Source organism: Paraburkholderia tropica (genome assembly GCF_900109265.1).
In the GTDB taxonomy this organism is placed as follows: domain Bacteria; phylum Pseudomonadota; class Gammaproteobacteria; order Burkholderiales; family Burkholderiaceae; genus Paraburkholderia; species Paraburkholderia tropica.
Genome location: NZ_FNZM01000018.1, coordinates 106,931 through 125,864 on the forward strand (window position 1 = coordinate 106,931; position 18,934 = coordinate 125,864).

Here is an 18,934-nt window from a genome sequence, read left to right on the forward strand (position 1 = left end):
CTTAAAGTCAACCTGAAGGTCAAGCGCCCACGCGAGCCCAGCTTGCCCTATCGCCACGATAGAAAAAATTCGCGCGCCCACTCGCTCGCGGCCATTGACATTCAAGTTAGCTTCAACCTTAAAGTCGGCACACGATCCAGTGAGGTGAAGCCATGAACGTGTTCGACCCGTTATCCCTGCCGAACGGCTCGGTCATTCCGAACCGCATTGCCAAAGCGGCGATGGAAGAAAACATGGCCGACGCGCATCACGCGCCGTCGGCGCAACTGATGCGGCTCTACGAGGCGTGGGCGGAAGGCGGCGCGGGACTGCTCATCACCGGCAACGTGATGGTCGACAGCCGCGCGATGACCGGCCCCGGCGGCGTAGTGCTCGAAAACGACCGGCACCTCGACGCATTTCGTCAATGGGCGCGTATCGGCCGCTCGCACGGCGCGCAATGCTGGCTGCAGATCAATCATCCGGGCCGCCAGATGCGCGCCAATCTCGGGCAGCCGACGTGGGCGCCGTCGGCCGTGCCGCTCGCGCTGGGCAGTATGTCGAAGCACTTCGCCACACCGCACGCGATGACGCAGGCGGTCATCGAAGACGTGATCGAGCGCTTCGCACGCACCGCGCAGCTCGCCGAGCGCGCGGGTTTCACCGGCGTGGAGATTCACGCGGCGCACGGGTATTTGCTCAGCCAGTTCCTCTCGCCGCTGAGCAACCGCCGCACCGACCGGTGGGGCGGCTCGCTCGCGAATCGCGCGCGGCTATTGCTCGACGTCGTCAAAGCCGTGCGCGCCGTGGTCTCGCCGCAATTCGCCGTAGCCGTCAAACTGAATTCCGCCGATTTCCAGCGCGGCGGTTTCAGCGCCGACGACGCGCGCGGCGTCGTGCAATGGCTCAACGAACTCGATGTCGATCTGGTCGAATTATCGGGCGGCAGTTACGAAGCGCCCGCGATGCAGGGCGACGCGCGCGATGGCCGCACGCTCGCGCGCGAAGCCTATTTCGTGGAGTTCGCGCGCGATATCCGCAAGATAGCGACGATGCCTGTGATGGTCACAGGCGGCATTCGCCGCCACGCCATCGCGCAACAGGTGGTCGCGAGCGGCGTGGATATGGTGGGCATCGGCACGGCGCTCGCCATCGATCCGACGCTGCCGAGCGCGTGGCGTGCTGGCCGCGACGCGGCGCCCGCGCTCGCGCCCATCGCCTGGAAGAACAAGTCGCTCGCCTCGCTCGCGAACATGGCTGCCGTGAAATTCCAGTTGCAGCGTTTGAGCGTGGGAAAGCGGACCGATCCGAACGTCTCGCCGCTGCGCGCGCTGATCGTTCAGCAAGTGGCCGAAGCGGCGCGCACGCGACGCTACCGCCGCTGGATCACGCAGTCGCGGCAGGCAAAAAACTGATCAACCCGCGACCCGGAACACGCCCACCGTCGAGCGCAGCCGCGCCGCCTGTTCGTCGAGCGCGGCCGCAGCAGCAGCGGCCTGTTCGACCAGCGCCGCGTTCTGCTGCGTGACGGTATCCATCTGCGAGACCGCCTGATTGACCTGCTCGATGCCGGTGCTTTGCTCGACCGACGCCGCCTCGATCTCGCCCATGATGTCGCTCACGCGCATGATCGACTGCACGATTTCCTTCATGCGCTCGCCCGCCACCGCGACCTGGCCCGAGCCCGCATCCACGCGCTCCACCGACGAGCCGATCAGCGCCCGGATATCCTTCGCCGCCGCCGCGCTGCGCTGCGCGAGCGCGCGCACTTCGCCCGCGACCACGGCGAAACCGCGCCCTTCGTCGCCCGCGCGCGCGGCCTCGACCGCCGCGTTGAGCGCCAGAATATTGGTCTGGAACGCGATGCCCTCGATCGTGCCGATGATCTCGCCGATGCGCTTCGACTCGCCCGCAATGCGCTGCATCGTCTCGATCACTTCGTCGACCGCGCTGCCGCCGCGTCCCGTCGCGTCCGACGCCAGTACCGCGAGCTGACGCGCCTGACGCGCGTTTTCGGCGTTCTGCTTCACCGTCGCCGTGAGTTGCTCCATGCTCGCCGCCGTTTCTTCGAGCGAGGCCGCCTGCTCCTCGGTGCGCTGCGACAGATCGGCGTTGCCCTGCGCGATCTCCGACGACCCCGTCGCGATCGAATCGCTCGATTGCTGAATGCCCTGCACGAGATCGCGCAGCTTCACGCGCATTTCGTGCAGCGCGTGCATCAGGCTCGAACGGTCGCCGGCCGCCAGCGCGATCGGCGTCGTCAGATTGCCCGCCGCGATCTGCGCGGCCAGCGCGGCCGCGTCGGCCGGTTCGCCGCCGAGCGCACGGCGGATGCTGCGCGTCATGAGCCACGCCATCGTGCCCACCACCGCGAAAATCAGCACGGCGATGGCGATCATCGTGCGCGCGACGCGCCAGAACGCGGCGTTGATATCGTCGTAGAAGAAGCCCGTGCCGATCCACCATTGCCATGCGGGCACCGCCACCACACCCTGCAATTTCGGTTCGAGCGGACTGTTCGCCGAGCGGTGGATCAGCACGTCGACGAGCGCCACATGCTCGCGTTGCAGCCCTTGCGCGTACGCCTGCGTGTCGGTGAGATCGCCCATCGTCGTGCGATTACCGCCCGTTTTCGTGCCGATCAGGCTCGGGTTCGGATGCACGAGGTTGATGCTGTCCGTCGAGGTGATCCAGAAATAGCTCTTGCTGTCTGCATTCAATTCGCTGATCGCCGCTTTCGCCGCGCTCTGCGCGACCTCGCGCGTGAGTTTGCCCTGCGCTTCCTGCTGCTGGTAATACAGCACCAGATGCTCGGCCTTGAGCAGCAGGTTGGTGATTTCCTGCTGCCGGCTCTCGACGAGCGACTGCTTCAGTTGCGACAGGGTCGTCGCGGCGATCAGGACGACACCGACGAGCGCGGTGCCCACGAGAAGGATCAGCTTGGTTGAGACTTTCATTTCGACTCGAAAAGACGGGGAAAGACGTCGGGCGCGATGCAGACTTCCGATGCATCTGCAAAATTAACCATTTGGTTAATGCATATCGGCACGGCGCGCGGCTTCTTGAGTCGGGTAAGTGCGGAGTGTGTGTGGCGTGTGGGGCGCGCAGCGTCAGGCGCTCGTACGCGTCTCCATGAAGGTATGGCGGAAATACTCGCGCACGGCGTGCATCGCCGGGCTCAGTTCCTTGTTCTTGCGCCACGCGAGCCCCACGCTCATCGCCGGCACCGCGTCGAGCAGCATGATGGTTTCGATGCGCCGCCCTTCGAGCGACCACGGCCGATACACCATGTCGGAGAGAATCGCCACGCCGGAACCGTTCGCCACCATGCTGCGCACGGCTTCCACCGACGAGGTGCGCAGAATCACGTTCGGCCGCCACGCGGTTTCGTTCCAGTAGCGCATCGCCGTTTGCGCGGCTTCGTCCACCGTCAACATGACGAAGGGCTCGGGCGCGACCGACGCGAGCGTCACGCTCTCGCGCTTGAGCAGCGGATGATGCGCGCCCACCCACAGGCGGCGCACCGAATGAATCACCGGTTCGAGCGCGAGTTCGGGATTGGAGACGTTGGACGTGAGCAGCACCGCCATGTCGTATTGCCCGGTGATCAAACCTTCCTCGATGGCGTCGCGATTGAGTTCGTGCAGTTGAATCGTGAGACGCGGATACAGCGCGTTGAGCCGCTGCACATGATGCGGAAGAAAGTAGCCGAGCACGGTGTAACTCGCGGCAATCGCGAGCGTGCCCGTGAGTGTGCTTTCGAGGTTGGGAATGCGCATGGCCTCGTCCACCGACGCGAGGATCGTGTACGCGTGATTCAGAAAGCGCCGCCCCGTGTCGGTCAGCGCGACGCCCGTCGCGCCGCGCACGAATAGCTGCGTGCCGAGCGTCTCTTCGAGTTCTTTAATCGCGCTCGTGACGGCCGACTGCGAAATCGTCAGATGAATAGCCGCTTGCGAGAGTTGCCCGAGTTCGGCGGTCGCAACGAAGTATTTGAGCTGTCTGAGCGTGAGCGCCATCTTCGTGGGTGGCCCGGCGGCCAGGAAAGAGTCCGGCCGATGGTATCGAAAAAATTGATACCGAGGCATACAAAAATAAAACTTTTTTGGCGATCGACCACCGGTTAACCTGCCTTTCAATCCTGTTGCGCAGCGGCCTGACACGCCGCCGCCAGACGAACCTGGAGGAGCACCGTATGAACAAGCAGTACGTCGACCTGAACTCCGATATGGGGGAAGGCTTCGGTCCGTGGCACATCGGCGATGGCGTCGACGACCAGATCATGCCGCTCATCAGTTCGGCGAATATCGCCACCGGTTTTCACGCGGGCGATCCGAACATCATGGCGCGCACCGTGCAACTGGCGCGCGAGTCCGGCGTCGGCATCGGCGCGCATCCGGGCTTTCGCGATCTCGTCGGTTTCGGCCGCCGCCATATCGCCGAAACGCCGCAGGCGCTCGTCAACGATCTGCTGTATCAAGTGGGCGCGCTGCGCGAATTCGCGCGGCTGCACGGCGTGCGGCTCCAGCACGTCAAGCCGCACGGCGCGCTCTACATGCACGCGGCGCGCGACGAAACCTTCTCGCGCCTGCTCGTCGAAACGTTGCAACAGGTCGATCCGAATCTCTTGCTGTTCTGCATGGAATCGTCGGCGACGTGGCGCGTGGCGCAGGAGATCGGCCAGCCCGCGATCCGCGAGTTCTACGCCGATCGCGACTACGACCGCAACGGCTCGATCGTCTTTATCCGCCGCATCGGGCCGCTCGATCCCGAACAGGTTGCCGAGAAAGTGCTGCGCGCCTGCGTGGACGGCAAGGTGCGCACCGTCGACGGCGACGACATCGATATCGACTTCGACTCCGTCTGCATTCACAGCGACACGCCCGGCGCGCTGCAACTGGTGCGCGGCACGCGCGAGGCGCTGGTGCGCGAAGGCATCCGCATCACCGGACCGCTGGCGACGGCCGCGAGTCTCTGAGCCGCGCGACGCTGAATCCCATAACACGATCAAGGAGCACAACACGATGGCACTGCACGATATCGTCAGCCCGTTGCCGGGCACGTTCTACCGGCGTTCCTCGCCTGACGCGCCGTTCTATGTCGAGCTGGACGCCGCTGTTCAGCCCGATACCGTCGTCGGCCTCGTCGAAGTGATGAAGCAGTTCACGGAGATCGAGAGCGGCGTAGCGGGACGCGTCGCGGAACTGCTGGTCGAAGACGGCGAGCCGGTCGATGCCGGCCAGGTGCTGATGCGCGTGGAGGCGTGACGCCATGAACGTTGCAAACACAACCAATACGCGCTATCGCCCCGCGCGCATCCGCACGGTGCTGGTGGCCAATCGCGGCGAAATCGCCGTGCGCGTGATCCGCGCCGCGCACGAACTCGGCATGCGCGCCGCCGTGGTAGTCAGCGACGCGGATCGCGACAGTCTCGCCGCGCGCATGGCCGACGAAGCCGTGCACATCGGCTCGTCGCACGCGGCGAAAAGCTATCTGAATCCGGCGGTCATTCTCGACGCCGCGCGCCAATGCAACGCCGACGCCGTGCATCCGGGCTACGGCTTCCTCTCCGAAAACGCCGACTTCGCGGCGCAGGTCGAAGCGGCCGGCATGATCTTCGTCGGCCCGGCGCCGCAAGTCATCGCGACGATGGGCGACAAGGCCCGCGCCCGCGAGACCGCACAGCGCGCCGACGTGCCGACCGTGCCGGGCAGCACCGGCGTCGTGCAATCGCTCGACGAGGCGCGCGAAGTCGCCGCGCGCATCGGCTATCCGATCATGATCAAGGCGGCGGCGGGCGGCGGCGGACGCGGCATTCGCGTCGCGCACGACGCGGCCCAACTCGACGCGGAACTGCCGCTCGCGCAGCGCGAAGCGCAGGCGGCGTTCGGCGACGGCGGCGTCTATCTCGAACGCTTCGTGAAGCACGCGCGCCACATCGAAGTCCAGGTGCTCGGCGACGGTCACAACGTCGTGCATCTGTTCGAGCGCGAATGCTCGCTGCAACGACGCCGCCAGAAGATCCTCGAAGAAGCGCCCTCGCCTTCGCTCACGCCCGCGCTGCGCGCGCAACTGTGCGCGTCGGCCACGCGGCTCGCGCAACAGGTCGGTTATCGCAGCGCGGGCACGCTCGAATATCTGTTCGACGAAACGCGCGGCGAGTTCTACTTCATCGAAATGAACACGCGCATTCAGGTCGAGCATCCGGTCACGGAGGCGATCACCGGCATCGATCTCGTGCGCGAAACGCTGCGCATCGCCGACGGCGAGCCGCTGCGATTCCAGCAGAGCGATATCGTCATGCGCGGCGCGGCGATCGAGTGCCGTATCAACGCCGAAGATCCGTTGCAGGATTTCCGCCCGAATCCTGGCCGCGTCGACGAACTGATCTGGCCGACCGGTCCGGGCGTGCGCATCGACTCGCTGCTGTATCCGGGCTACGTCGTGCCGCCGTTCTACGACTCGCTGCTGGCCAAGCTGATCGTGCACGACGAGAGCCGCGCCGCCGCGCTCGAGCGTCTCGCGCGCACGCTGCGCGAACTGCATATCGGCGGGCTGAAAACCACCGCGCCGCTGCATCAGGCGCTGCTCGCCGACGACGACGTGCGCGCCGCGCGCTATCACACCAACTTCCTCGAAACGTGGATGGACGCCTGGCGCGCCGCCTGCGCTGAACCCAAGCAGTCGAACCCGCAGGAGGCATCGTGACGATACGCTACACCTATGGCGGCGACGAATTCGTCTTCGCCGAGATCAGCGAGGACATGTCGCTCGACGCGTTCTTCAAGGGCACGGCGATCACGCGCGAACTCGCGCGCCGCGAGGTTCCAGGCGTAACCGAAATCTGTCCGGCGAACGCCTCGTACCAGGTGCGCTACGACCCGGACGTGATCGCGCCCGACGCGCTCGTGGCGCTGCTGAAAAGCATCGAGGCGGAAGTGGGAGAGGCCACGCTCGACATCGACACACGCATTGTCGAAGTGCCGGTGCTCTACAACGATCCGTGGACGCACGAAACGCTGATGCGCTTTCGCGAGCGTCATCAGGATCCGGAATCGACCGATCTGGAATACGCCGCGCGCATCAACGGCAAGCGCGACGTCGACGAATTCATCGCCGCGCATGCGGATTCGCCGTGGTTCGTCTCGATGGTCGGTTTCGTCGCGGGCCTGCCGTTCATGTATCAGATGGTCGAGCGCGAACGCCAGTTGCAGGTGCCCAAATACCTGCGCCCACGCACCGACACGCCGAAGCTCACCGTGGGTCACGGCGGCTGCTTCGGCTGCATCTATTCGGTGCGCGGCGCGGGCGGCTACCAGATGTTCGGCGTCACGCCCGCGCCGATCTTCGACCCGCAACAGCGTCTCGATTATCTGCGCGACTTCATGGTGTTCTTCCGTCCCGGCGACATCGTGAAGTTCAAGCCCATCGACCGCGCGGAATACGACGCGGCGCTCGCCGCCGTGGAAGCGGGCACGTTCGCGCTGCGCACGCGGCCCGTGCGCTTCTCGCTCGACGCCTTCCTGCGCGATCCCGACGCGACCAACCGTTCTCTCGTCGAGGTGCTGTATGCCGACTGACACGCTCAATCTGATCGAAGTCGTGAAACCCGGCCTCGCCACCTCGGTGCAGGACGGCGGCCGCCAGGGCTACTATCACGTGGGCATTCCGCCGTCCGGCTCGCTCGATCAGTATTCGTCGCGCGCGGCCAATCTGCTGGTCGGCAACGATGAAAACGCGGCTGTGCTCGAATTCACACTGCTCGGCCCCGACCTGCTGTTTCATGCCGATGCGCTCGTCGCGCTCACAGGCGCGGAAATGACGCCGAAGATCGACGGCGTCGTGCAGCAAAGCCACACGGCGCTGCGCGTGCGCGCGGGCAGCAAGCTGAGCTTCGAGTACGTGAAGCGCGGCGCGCGTGCGTATCTCGCGGTGGCGGGCGGCATCGACGTGCCCGAGGTGCTGGGCAGCCGCTCGACCTACACGCTCGGCGCGATCGGCGGACACGAAGGCCGCCGTCTGCAAAAGGGCGACCGCATCGGCTTCGGCGCTGCGCGCGGCGCGGGCCGCGAAGGCACCGAATTGCCGCCGGCGATGCGCGCGAAGCTGGAGAACACCGTAGCGTTGCGCGTGCTCACCGGGCTCTATCACTACCGCCTGACCGACGAATCGGCGCAAAGCTTTTTCGACGATGAATGGATCGTCGCGCCCGAGGCGGACCGCATCGGCTATCGCTACAAGGGCGGCACGCCGCTGCGTTTCCGCGACCGCGAACAGCCGTTCGGCGCGGGCGCGGATCCGTCGAATATCGTCGACGCCTGCTATCCGATCGGCTCGATTCAGGTGCCCGCGGGACTGGAGCCGATCATCCTGCATCGCGATGCGGTCTCGGGCGGCGGCTACGCGACCATCGGCACGGTCGTCAGCGCCGACATGGATCTGATCGGCCAGATGCAGCCGAATCATCGCGCGCGTTTCGTGAGCGTGACGATGGACGAGGCGCTCGCGGCGCGCAAGGCATATCAGCATCGGCTCGCGCTGCTGCGTGAAGCGTTGCAGACCTGAAGGCTGTCGTAGTCGTCGCAGTCGTTGTACTCATCGTAGTCGAACCCGCAGTCCTCACCCGCTTGTAAAAAACCAGGCCCGCGCCGCTTCCGGCGCGGCGTCTCACCGGCTCCATTCTCAACTCGCGTTCCGTGCGGCCTCGCGCCGCCCGGCGGATGCGCACGCGCTTTCTTTGTCTGATCAGGCTGCCCGACCGGCGTCACGGCAGCCCCGTTGCCGCACGCGCGGCGCGGCCCCGACGCCGTTCATCGATTTGCCGATTCGAGGAGCACGATCATGGCCAACCTGGCTCAGGAAAGCACGGAGGGCGACGTCGACCTGTCGACGCGCGCCATCCCCGATAGCGCGAGAATGCCGCCCTTCTCGCTGACGATGGCGTGGTGGGCCGTCTGTAGCGCGGTGTTCTACATCGTCGTGGGCGCGACGCTCGCGCTCAATTACGGCGCGCGCAACGCGTTGATCGGCATGGCGCTTTCGGTGCTGTCGTATGGCGTCATCAACACGATCATCAGCCGCTATGCGATTCGCACCGGCCTCTCCGTCGCCTTGTTTTCACGCGTGCTGTTCGGCAGCGTGGGCGCGGCGCTGGCGACGCTGATCTTCTTCGCCACCGCCATTTACTACGCGGTGTTCGAAGGCTCGGTGATCGCCGTCGCGGCCAATCATCTGTTTCCCGCGCTCGACTACAAATGGGCCGCGCTGATCGTGGTCTGCTACAGCGTGCCGCTCGTGTTCGGCAGCGTGCAGCACTGGCTCGACAAGTTCAACGGCGTGCTGCTGCCGTTTTATCTGCTCGGCCTGCTCGCGGCCGTGGGCCTCACGACCTGGGAATACGGCTACAACGCGGCGTGGCTCGACTTCGGCCCCAAGGGCGCGGTGCCCGCGAACGGCTGGTGGCAATGCTTCGTCTACTACATGGGCGTGTGGGTGCTCATGATGTTCACGTTCGACTACGCGCGTTTCGGCCGCAAAAAAGACGCGGGCTATCACGGCCGCTTCAACTTCGGCATTCCGTTCTATCTCGTGACGTTCCTGCTCAACGGCGCGGCGGGCATTTATCTCGTCAGCACGATCCCGGGACTCGGCACGCTCTCCGAAGTCTCGGTCGTGCTCGCGCTGCTGAAACTGATGGGCATCTGGGGACTGCTGTTCGTCTGGGTCACGCAGTCGCGCATCAACACCGCGAACTACTATCTCGCGACCATCAACATGCAGGCCTTCTTCCAGAAAGCCGCCGGTTTGCGCGCGCCGAAATTCGTCTGGGCGCTCGTGGTGGGCGTGGTGGTCTACACGCTGATGATGGCCGATATCTTCTCGAAGATTCTGCAAGCGCTCGCGTGGCAAGGCGTGTTCGTGGTGGCGTGGGTGGGCGTGGCGCTCTCGCATATCACCTCGACGCGCTATGAACGGCTGATCGGCGCCGATATCGAATGTCGCGATTCGCACGTGCCGCAATTCAATCCGGGCGGATTGATCGCGTGGTTCAGCGGCGCGTTCGTCGGCTTCGCGCTGAACACGGAGACCGGCTTTGTCGCTTCGCTTTCGGCGCCCGCGACTTTCGTGATTTCGTGGGCCGTGTATAGCGCGCTGCTGGCCGGTGCGAAGCGCACGTGGTTCGTGCGCAATCTGTGACGAAGGCATAGCGCAATAAAAAAGCGCGTCCTCGATGGACGCGCTTTTTGCTTTTCACACTTCAACGGTGCAGCGTCAGTTCTTCGCCTGCACGCTGTCCGCCGACCAGCCGCCGCCCAGCACCTTGTACAGCGTGACCTGGTTCGACAGCTTCGCCAACTGATCGGTGACGAGCTGCTCCTGCGCCGTATAGAGCGTGCGCTGCGCGGTCAGCAAGGTGAGGAAGCTGTCCGTGCCGGTCTTGAAGCGCGCCTGCGCGAGATCGTAGTAATCCTGTGCCGACGTCACGTAATCGCGGTCCGCCGCCACTTGATCGACATAGGTCGCGCGGCCCGCCAGCGCATTCGCGACTTCCTTGAACGCGGTCTGAATGGCCTTCTCGTAGTCGGCGACATCGATATCCTTTTCGATCTTCGCGACATCGAGCGACGCCTTGTTGCTGCCGTAATCGAAGATCGGCATCGTAATCGACGGGGCGAAACTCCACGCGCCCGTGCCCGCCTTGAACAGCTGCGAGAGACTCGTGCTCGCCGTGCCCGCCGACGCGGTCAGTTCGATCTTCGGAAAGAACGCCGCGCGCGCCGCGCCGATATTCGCGTTCGCGCCCTTGAGCGTGTGCTCGGCCTCGATGATGTCGGGGCGGCGCGTGAGCAGGTCCGAGGGCGCGCCCGCGTCGACGTCGGCGAACAGCGCGTCGCTGTCGAGCAGCGTGGGGCCGCCGTCCAGATCGTCGGGCAGCGCGCAGCCGATCTGGGCGCTCAGCGTGTTGCGGTCCTGCGCGACAGCGCGCGTGTACGACGCCATGCTCGCCCGCGCGCTTGCCAGCGAAGTCTGCGCCTCGCGCACGTCCTGCAACGACGCGCTGCCGATCTTCATCATGCTGACCGTGAGGTCGTAGGTGCTCTGATCGGCCGCGACGGTATCGGTCGCGACTTTCAGCAGCGCCTCGTCGGATTGCAGTTGCAGGAAGTCAGTCGCCACATCGGCCACCAGCGTCAGTTGCGTGCTGGTGCGCGACGCCTCGCTCGACAGATAGTTCTCCAGCGCCTGACGCTTGAGACTGCGCAGGCGGCCGAAGAAGTCGATCTCCCATGACGTCGTGCCGACCGACGCGGTATTCGAATGGCTGATCGCGCCGTCGGTGCGCGTGTTGGTGATCGAGCCTCCCGCGTCGATGGTCGGCGCGAGCGCCGCGCGCGTGATGCGGTACTGCGCCTCGTACTCGGCCACCTGGAGCGCCGCCACGCGCAGATCGCGATTGTTGTCGAGCGCGAGCGCGATCAGCTTCTGCAGACGCGGGTCCTTGAAGTAGTTGCGCCAGCCGACATCGGCGGCGAACGGCGCGGCAGCGGACGACGTAGCGGGCGCTGAAGCCGACGATGCCGACGATGCGCCCACAGTCTCATACGCGGCCCCGGTCGGCCACGCGGCATCGACCGGCGCGGCGGGCCGCTGATAAGCCGGATCGAGCGAACAGGCGCTCAGTGCAACCGCACAGAGCACGGATAAAAGCTTCAATTTCATTCTGAATCTCCGGCAGTCCCGGCGTGGTCGCCGTTATCGTCGGCATGGCCTTCGCGAGCGTCGCCGTGCTCGTTGAACAGCTTGCGCACGACGATGAAGAACACAGGCACGAAGAAGATCGCCAGCGCGGTGGCCGCGATCATGCCGCCGGCCACGCCGGTGCCGATCGCATGGCGCGCGGCCGAGCCCGCACCCGTGCTCACCACGAGCGGCAGCACGCCGAACACGAACGCCAGCGAGGTCATGAGAATCGGCCGCAAACGCTGATGCGCCGCTTCGAGCGTGGCCTCGACCAGTCCGCGTCCTTGCGCCTGCAAGTCCTTCGCGAACTCCACGATCAGAATCGCGTTCTTGGTGGCGAGCCCGATGGTCGTCAGCAGACCCACCTTGAAGTAGACGTCGTTCGAGAGTCCGCGCAGATGCGCTCCGAGCAGCGCGCCGAGCACGCCGATCGGCACCACGAGAATCACTGCGATCGGCACCGACCAGCTTTCGTACAGACCCGCGAGACAGAGGAACACCACGACCAGCGAAATGGCGTACAGATACGTCGCCTGCGAACCCGCGAGCACCTCCTGGAACGACTGTCCGGTCCATTCGATGCCGAAACCGGTCGGCAACTGCTTCGCGACTCTTTCGACCGCCGCCATCGCCTGCCCCGTGCTGACGCCGGCCGCGGGCTGCGCGCTCATCTCCATCGCCAGCTCGCGGTTGTAGCGCTCGATCTGCGGCGGCCCGAAGGTCCAGCGCGTCTTCGCGAACGCGGAGAACGGCACCATCTCGCTGTCGTAGCCGGAGGTGCTGGTGGTCGAACTCGACGTGCTCGACGTCGACGAAGAAGAACTCGACGACGATGACGAAGAAGACGACGACGAATCCGCCCGCACATACCACTGCCCCACATCGTTGGGCATCATGCGATAAGGCGCGTCGGCCTGCACATAGACCTTCTGGATGCGGCCCGTATCAATGTAATTGTTCACGTACGACGAGCCGAACGCGGTCGACAGCGTCGAATCGACATCCGAAATCGACAGGCCGAGCGCGCTCGCTTTTTCACGGTCGATATCGACGTAAAGCTGCGGCGTGTCTTCGAGACCGGCGGCGCGCGTCATCGCGAGCGACGGTTCCTTCGCGGCCAGCGCGATGAACTGATTGCGCGCCTTGAGCAGCTTGTCGTGACCCTGTCCCGCGCGATCTTCGATCTCGAAGTCGAGACCGCTCTGCGTGCCGAGGCCGTGAATCGCGGGCTCGTTCATCACGAAGACCTGCGCGTCGCGGCTGCCCGCGAACGCAGCGTTCGCGCGATCGATCACCGCCTGCGCGCTGTCGTTCGAGCCGCGCACGCTCCAGTCCTTCAACTGCACGAACGCGAGCGCGTTGTTTTGCCCTTGACCGTTGAAGCTGAAACCGTTCACGGCCATCACGTGCGAAACCGCGTTCTGCTTGAGGAAGTATTGCTCGACGGCCTCGACCGTCTTCACCGTCTTCGATGCGGGCGTGCCGACCGGCGCCGAGATCGACACCATGATCGAGCCCTGGTCTTCTTCGGGCAGATACGAGGACGGCAGCGTCACATAGAGAATGCCGACCACGCCCGCGATCAGCGCATAGCCCAGCATCCAGCGCACCGGCTTCGAGACCACGCCCGCGAGCGAGGCGCTATAACGCGCATTGCTCTTCGTGAACAGGCGATTGAACGCACCGAGCAGGCCGCGCCGTTCGTGATGCTCGACGGCGGACGTCGTCAGCAGACTCGCGCACAGCGCGGGCGTGAGCGTCATCGCCAGCAGCACCGAGAGCACCATCGCCGAGACGATGGTGACCGAGAACTGCCGGTAGATCGCGCCGGTCGAGCCGGAGAAGAACGCCATCGGAATGAACACGGCCGTGAGCACCGTGGTCACGCCCACGAGCGCGCCGGTGATCTGGCCCATGGCCTTCTTCGTCGCGGCCTTCGCGTCGAGTTTCTCCTCGGCCATGATGCGTTCGACGTTTTCCACCACGACGATGGCGTCGTCGACGAGCAGGCCGATCGCCAGCACCATCGCGAACATCGAGAGCACGTTGATCGAGAAGCCGATCGCCGACATCACGCCGAGCGTGCCCAGCAGCGCAACCGGCACGACGATGGTCGGAATCAGCGTCGCGCGCAGATTCTGCAGGAACAGATACATCACGAGGAACACGAGGATCACCGCTTCGAAGAGCGTCTTCATGACCTCCTCGATCGAGATCTTCACGAACGGCGTGGAGTCGTACGGATACGCAATCGCCACGTCCTTTGGCAGTTGCGGCTGCAGTTCGACGAGCTTCGCGCGCACGGCCTTCGCCACCGACATCGCGTTCGCGCCGGTCGAGAGCTTGACCGCCAGCGCCGAGGCCGGCTTGCCGTCGAGGCGCGACGACGTATCGTACGAATCGCCCCCCACTTCCACGCGCGCCACGTCCTTCACGCGCACCTTCGAGCCGTCGCTGTTCACGCGCAGCAGGATGTCGCCGAACTGTTCGGGCGTGGTCAGCAGGCTCGACGAGGAAATCGTCGCGTTGATCGCCTGCGAATCCGTCGCGGGCGCGCCGCCGAGTTCGCCGACCGAGAGCTGCACGTTCTGGTTCGTGACCGCCGTCGTCACGTCGGAGGCCGTGAGGCCGAAGCTGCGCAGCTTGACCGGATCGAGCCAGATGCGCATGGCGTGCTGCGCGCCGAACAGCGTCACGTCGCCCACGCCGTTGATCTGCGTGAGCGGGTCTTCGAGCTGCGAGGCGATCACGTTGCCGAGATCGATGGAATTGAGCGTGCCGCCCGGCGAGGACAGCGCGACGATCATCAGGAAGTCGCTCGACGACTTCGCCACTTCCACGCCCTGCTCCTGCACCGTCTCCGGCAGCGAGGCGCTCGCCTGAGTCACCTTGTTCTGGACCTGCACCTGCGCGATGTCCGGATTGGTGCCGGGCTTGAAGGTCAGCGTGATGGTCGCCTGACCCGCGCCGCTGCTCGTCGACGACATATAGAGCAGATTGTCGATGCCCGAGAGCTTCTGCTCGATCACCTGCGTGACGGTCTTCGCCACGGTGTCGGCGGACGCGCCCGGATAGGTCGCCGTGACCTGCACCGAAGGCGGCGCGATGGTCGGGTATTGCTCGATCGGCAACGTGGTGGTCGCCGCGCCGCCAATCAGCATGATGACGATCGCGATGACCCACGCGAGGATCGGGCGCTGGATGAAGAAACCTGCCATGCGCCCTCCTTACGATGCCGTCGCGGCCGAGCTTGCCGATGCGGCGGGCGCATCTGACGCCGACGTTGCCGCCGAAGCCGAGTCAGCGGCTACATGCACCGCCACGCCGCTCTGCACCTTCTGCAAGCCGTCGACGATCACGCGGTCGCCCGCCTTCAGCCCGCTCGTCACGATCCACTGATCGCCGTACGCGCTATCGGCCTGCACCGACACCTGTTTCGCGTGGCCCGTCGAATCGACGATCCAGACGCTCGCGCCGCCATCCGACGCGCGCGTGACAGCCAGTTGCGGCACCAGCAGCGCGCTCGTGCTCTCGCCTTCGTCGAGCTGCGCGCGCACGAACATGCCCGGCAGCAGCTCGCCTTCGGGATTCGGGAAAATCGTGCGCAGCGTGACCGAACCGGTGGTCGCATCGACGGTGATGCCCGAGAACTGCAGCACGCCCGGATGCGCGTACGACGTGCCGTCCTCCATCACGAGCTGCACCGCCGCGCCGTTGCCCGCGCGCTTCATGCGGCCCGACGCGAAGGCCTTGCGCAGGCGCAGCCAGTCGGCGCTCGAACGCGTCACGTCGAGATACATCTCGTCGTAAGCGTGGATGGTCGCGAGCGCCGTGGTCTGGTCGGACGTCACCAGCGCGCCCTCGGTCACCGACGACGCGCCGATGCGCCCCGAAATCGGCGCGGTAATGCGCGTGTAGCCGAGGTTGATGCGCGCCGATTCGAGCGAGGCGCGGTCGGCGATCACGTCGGCCTCGTCCTCGCGCACGGCGGCGATGGCGTCGTCGTTGTCCTGTGCGCTCACCGCGTTGATCTTCACGAGTTGCGCGTAACGGTCGGCCTTGGTTTTCGCGGACGCCAGCGTGGCCTCGGCCTTCGCGAGCGTGCCGCGCGCCTGATCGTAAGTCGCCTGGTAGGTGGCGGGGTCGATCTGGTAGAGCACCTGACCGGCCTTCACGTCCGAGCCTTCGACGAACAGACGCTTCTGCACGATGCCGCCGATCTGCGGGCGCACGTCCGACACCTTCAGCGACGACAGCCGCCCGGACAGCTCCGCCGTCATCACGATGCGTTGCGGCGCGAGCGTGCGCACACCGACATCGACGGCCTGAGCGGCGGCCGTGTCGCCGCCATGACGCTGGCAACCGGCGATCGCCAGCACGGACGCGCAAACGAGCGCGGCGGCGAGCCAGCGCGGCTGGCGCGCGGCTCCCCGGCTTGAATGTTTGAGTTGCGGCATAGATCCCATCGAATACGTTGAAGCTCCAGACCAAGCGGGGCGCGGAGCGAAACAGCGCGGAAAGATTTCGTAAGGCTGGATGGCGTAGAAATGAAGGCTGCCCGGCGGCGCGCCGAGCACGACCCGCAGCGGTTTGCCTCGGAGTACCAAACGATCGGCGGCGTTGCGCCCTCGCGCTCGTGCCGGCGACGACCGTGCGTTTCACCGCATCGCTGCGGTGCTTGTCTCGCGCGGCGCATCGACTTCGTTTGCTTCGCACCGTTGCCAATGACCGCTACCGGCGTTTCAACCCTGAATTCCAGACTCGCGCTGCAATCCCGAATAACTAAACTGAACGGTATGGTTTATAATTGAACCATTGATCGCTGTCAATCCGATTACAGCTTTCCGGCCTCACGCGAATGTTTCAAATCGTCACTGTCACGGCATTGCGCCGCGAATCGAGAGGCGTGCACGAGAAAGTGCGCAAAGGGCGGGAAGCGGCCAATCGGGAGCGGAGTCCCCATGAGAAAGAAAACGGAAGAAAAGCGCCAATCCATTATCGACGCGGCCCTGGAGGTGTTCCGGGAGGTCGGTTTCGAGCAGGCTTCGATGACGCAGATCGCGACGCGCTCGGGCGCCTCGAAGGCCACGCTCTATAGCTATTTCGACTCGAAAGAGGCGTTATTTGCTGAAACAATGACGAGCCGCGCAAGTTCGGAAATCCGCCAGGCGTTCGATCGCCTGACGCTCGACGTGCCGCTGCGCGAGTCGCTGACCGCGTTCGGTCTGCACTATCTCGGTGCCGTGCTGCAACCGTCGTTTCTGTCGACGCGCCGTCTGTGCGTGCAGGAAGTCGACCGCTCGAACGTAGGCCGGGTGCTCTACGAGACCGGTCCGCAGCAAGGTCTGATGCATGTGCGCGACTTTCTCGCGAGCGCCATCGAGGCGCGCACGATCCGCCCGTGCGAGCCGGAAGTCGCCGCGCGCCATCTGCTTGCGTTGATCGAAGCCGAGCTGGTCGAACTCGCGCTGCTCGGCTACGAAGTGAAGACGTCGCGCGCGAAACTCACGCCGGTCGTGAACCGCGCCGTGGATGTGTTTGTCGCCGCTTATGCGGCAGGCGCGCCAGCGGCGAAATGAGCGCGGCGCGCGACGCGCGCGGTGAACGTCCGCAGTGAACGTCAGAACACGTGCTGGATGCCCGCGTAGACGCCCGTCTGCGAGGCGCCCGCAATCGGATTGCCGCTCGCCGCGCCCGTGCCCGCCGCGTTGGCATTGAGCGAGAAATTCGCGCCGCTGCTGTTGCGCACGCTGGCCGCCTGGAAATCGAGCAGCGTGCGCGTGGAGAGGTTGTACGAGCCGCCGAGCGTATAGATCGTCGCGTTGCCGCCGCCCTTGTTCGCGTTGACGTGATAGACCGCCGCGATCAACGCGGCGGCCGGGGAAATGCGCCACGTCACGCCGCCCCATTCGTGATCGAGCGTCGTGGGCGCAACGCCCGCCGTCGCGCTGCCGCCCGAGGTGCGAATCGCCTGATACGCGCCCTGAATCTTGAATGGCCCGAGGAACACATTGAGCGCCGCCGTGTATTCGCGCGAGGCCGTAAAGGGATCGTCGAATTGTCCGTTGGCGGGATCACGAATTTCGTCGTAGATCGCCCGCGCCTGGAATAACGCCGACGTATAGGTCAATTGCGCGCCCGCCTCGCGGCCTTGCGCCGTCGTGCCATTGCCGTTCCAGTTCGTCGCGTTGGACAGCGCGTATTGGCCGTAGAAGTCGAAGCCCGCGTATTTCGGCGTCTGATACGAAATCGTATTGCTCGACGACGGCCAGTTTCTGCCGCGCACAAGCGAGCCCGACGACCACGCCGATTGTCCGAACGGATCGAAATCCCACACGCCGTTGGCAATGAAGAACTGACGTCCGAGCAGCAGCGTGCCGTAGCGATCGCTGCCGAGCCCCACGAACGCGAGACGATTGAACAGTTGACCGTCGCCGGCGCCCGCGCCGTTCGTCACGTTCAGCGCGCCTTCGAGCTGGAAGAGCGTCCTCAATCCGCCGCCCAGATCCTCCACGCCTTTGAGCCCCCACATGCTCGCGCTCCAGTCGCCATTCTCGGCACGCCAGCGCGACGCGCTGCCGCTATTCGTGGGCACGCCGCTCATATATTCGATACCCGTATCGAGGCGGCCATACAAGGTCACGCTGCTTTGCGCCTGCGCGGCGCTCGTTGCCATCAGCGTCGTGAGCGTCGTCAACGACGCCGCCATCCAAATCGTGCGATTCAAATCCAGGACTCCTGTCGATCAGTTTCGTTGGGTGAATCCGAAAAACCGACAGGATTGTTCAGTGAAAACCGACAAGCGGCAAAGCAGCAAATCTCCGAATCAAATGAATGCATTCGTGCTTCGCAAAGCAGAGTTGAGAACCACGGGTTTGAACAATTCATGTGATTGCGATAGCAACCTTCTCGCGCGTACGAACGCGAATTCCTCCGTGTTTTAAGGCACCTTCTCCGCTCGCTTCACAGTTGAAAAATTTCGTAATGCCATGCTCGTCTGCGCCAGCGCATCGCGTGATTTCAATTGATCGCGTTATCACAAACCCGCAACGCGAGCCAAGCGCCGATATCTCTTTAGCTTTTCAGAAATCGGCGGTTTTGAATTAATCGTTCGCTGAACATAATGGTTGATCCAGCCGGCAACGCGGCTTTGATGCCGGCGATTCCCACGTTCAATCTGCCGTTCCCGGCGCTGCCCTGGAGATATCGACAT

At 64.8% G+C, this 18,934-nt stretch carries 14 protein-coding genes; 8 read left to right on the forward strand and 6 right to left on the reverse strand.

Going from position 1 to position 18,934, the window contains the following annotated elements; translation table 11 throughout:
* Window positions 1–152: 152 nt before the first annotated feature.
* Window positions 153–1,394 carry an NADH:flavin oxidoreductase/NADH oxidase family protein gene (locus tag BMY06_RS27975; protein WP_074986570.1) on the forward strand — a complete coding sequence of 414 codons (1,242 nt, stop codon included), beginning with the start codon at window positions 153–155 and terminating at the stop codon, window positions 1,392–1,394.
* Here the strand turns inward: BMY06_RS27975 and BMY06_RS27980 are convergent, their stop codons facing one another.
* Complete coding sequence (locus BMY06_RS27980; RefSeq protein ID WP_074986571.1) at window positions 1,395–2,936, reverse strand: methyl-accepting chemotaxis protein; 1,542 nt, start codon at window positions 2,934–2,936, stop codon at window positions 1,395–1,397.
* A gap of 153 nt (window positions 2,937–3,089) precedes the next feature.
* Complete coding sequence (locus tag BMY06_RS27985; RefSeq protein WP_065057835.1) at window positions 3,090–3,998, reverse strand: LysR family transcriptional regulator; 909 nt, start codon at window positions 3,996–3,998, stop codon at window positions 3,090–3,092.
* Window positions 3,999–4,174: 176 nt separating this feature from the next.
* On the opposite strand from BMY06_RS27985, the gene BMY06_RS27990 reads away from it, so the two are divergent.
* From BMY06_RS27990 to BMY06_RS28015, 6 genes are all read left to right on the forward strand, one after another.
* Entirely contained in the window at window positions 4,175–4,957 is a 783-nt protein-coding gene (locus BMY06_RS27990) for a 5-oxoprolinase subunit PxpA (protein ID WP_065057908.1), read from the forward strand.
* A gap of 46 nt (window positions 4,958–5,003) precedes the next feature.
* Window positions 5,004–5,246: an acetyl-CoA carboxylase gene (locus BMY06_RS27995; RefSeq protein ID WP_065057834.1), complete on the forward strand. Its 243-nt coding sequence runs from the start codon at window positions 5,004–5,006 to the stop codon at window positions 5,244–5,246.
* Between the two features lie 4 nt (window positions 5,247–5,250).
* Window positions 5,251–6,687 (forward strand): acetyl-CoA carboxylase biotin carboxylase subunit, encoded by a 1,437-nt coding sequence (locus BMY06_RS28000; protein ID WP_065057833.1) that lies wholly within the window; start codon window positions 5,251–5,253, stop codon window positions 6,685–6,687.
* Window positions 6,684–7,559 carry a 5-oxoprolinase subunit B family protein gene (locus BMY06_RS28005; RefSeq protein ID WP_065057832.1) on the forward strand — a complete coding sequence of 292 codons (876 nt, stop codon included), beginning with the start codon at window positions 6,684–6,686 and terminating at the stop codon, window positions 7,557–7,559. The genes BMY06_RS28000 and BMY06_RS28005 overlap by 4 nt, the downstream gene beginning before the upstream one ends.
* Window positions 7,549–8,544 (forward strand): 5-oxoprolinase subunit C family protein, encoded by a 996-nt coding sequence (locus BMY06_RS28010; protein ID WP_074986573.1) that lies wholly within the window; start codon window positions 7,549–7,551, stop codon window positions 8,542–8,544. The genes BMY06_RS28005 and BMY06_RS28010 overlap by 11 nt, the downstream gene beginning before the upstream one ends.
* A gap of 276 nt (window positions 8,545–8,820) precedes the next feature.
* On the forward strand, window positions 8,821–10,176 hold the full coding sequence (locus BMY06_RS28015) for a purine-cytosine permease family protein (protein WP_074986575.1): 1,356 nt from the start codon (window positions 8,821–8,823) through the stop codon (window positions 10,174–10,176).
* A gap of 75 nt (window positions 10,177–10,251) precedes the next feature.
* Here the strand turns inward: BMY06_RS28015 and BMY06_RS28020 are convergent, their stop codons facing one another.
* Genes BMY06_RS28020 through BMY06_RS28030 form a run of 3 tightly spaced genes read right to left on the reverse strand, consistent with a single transcriptional unit; the run spans window position 10,252 to window position 16,178 of the window.
* A complete protein-coding gene (locus tag BMY06_RS28020) occupies window positions 10,252–11,700 on the reverse strand; it encodes an efflux transporter outer membrane subunit (RefSeq protein WP_074986576.1) in 1,449 nt (482 codons plus the stop codon).
* Window positions 11,697–14,939: an efflux RND transporter permease subunit gene (locus BMY06_RS28025; protein ID WP_074986578.1), complete on the reverse strand. Its 3,243-nt coding sequence runs from the start codon at window positions 14,937–14,939 to the stop codon at window positions 11,697–11,699. The genes BMY06_RS28020 and BMY06_RS28025 overlap by 4 nt, the downstream gene beginning before the upstream one ends.
* A 9-nt stretch (window positions 14,940–14,948) precedes the next feature.
* Window positions 14,949–16,178, reverse strand: a complete 1,230-nt coding sequence (locus tag BMY06_RS28030; protein ID WP_124263292.1) for an efflux RND transporter periplasmic adaptor subunit — start codon at window positions 16,176–16,178, stop codon at window positions 14,949–14,951.
* A 504-nt stretch (window positions 16,179–16,682) separates the two neighbouring features.
* Here BMY06_RS28030 and BMY06_RS28035 point away from each other — a divergent pair.
* The gene (locus tag BMY06_RS28035; protein WP_065057826.1) at window positions 16,683–17,300 is read left to right on the forward strand and encodes a TetR/AcrR family transcriptional regulator; all 618 of its coding nucleotides are present in this window, start codon (window positions 16,683–16,685) and stop codon (window positions 17,298–17,300) included.
* A gap of 41 nt (window positions 17,301–17,341) precedes the next feature.
* Here the strand turns inward: BMY06_RS28035 and BMY06_RS28040 are convergent, their stop codons facing one another.
* Window positions 17,342–18,430, reverse strand: a complete 1,089-nt coding sequence (locus tag BMY06_RS28040; RefSeq protein WP_074986631.1) for a porin — start codon at window positions 18,428–18,430, stop codon at window positions 17,342–17,344.
* Window positions 18,431–18,934: the final 504 nt, after the last annotated feature.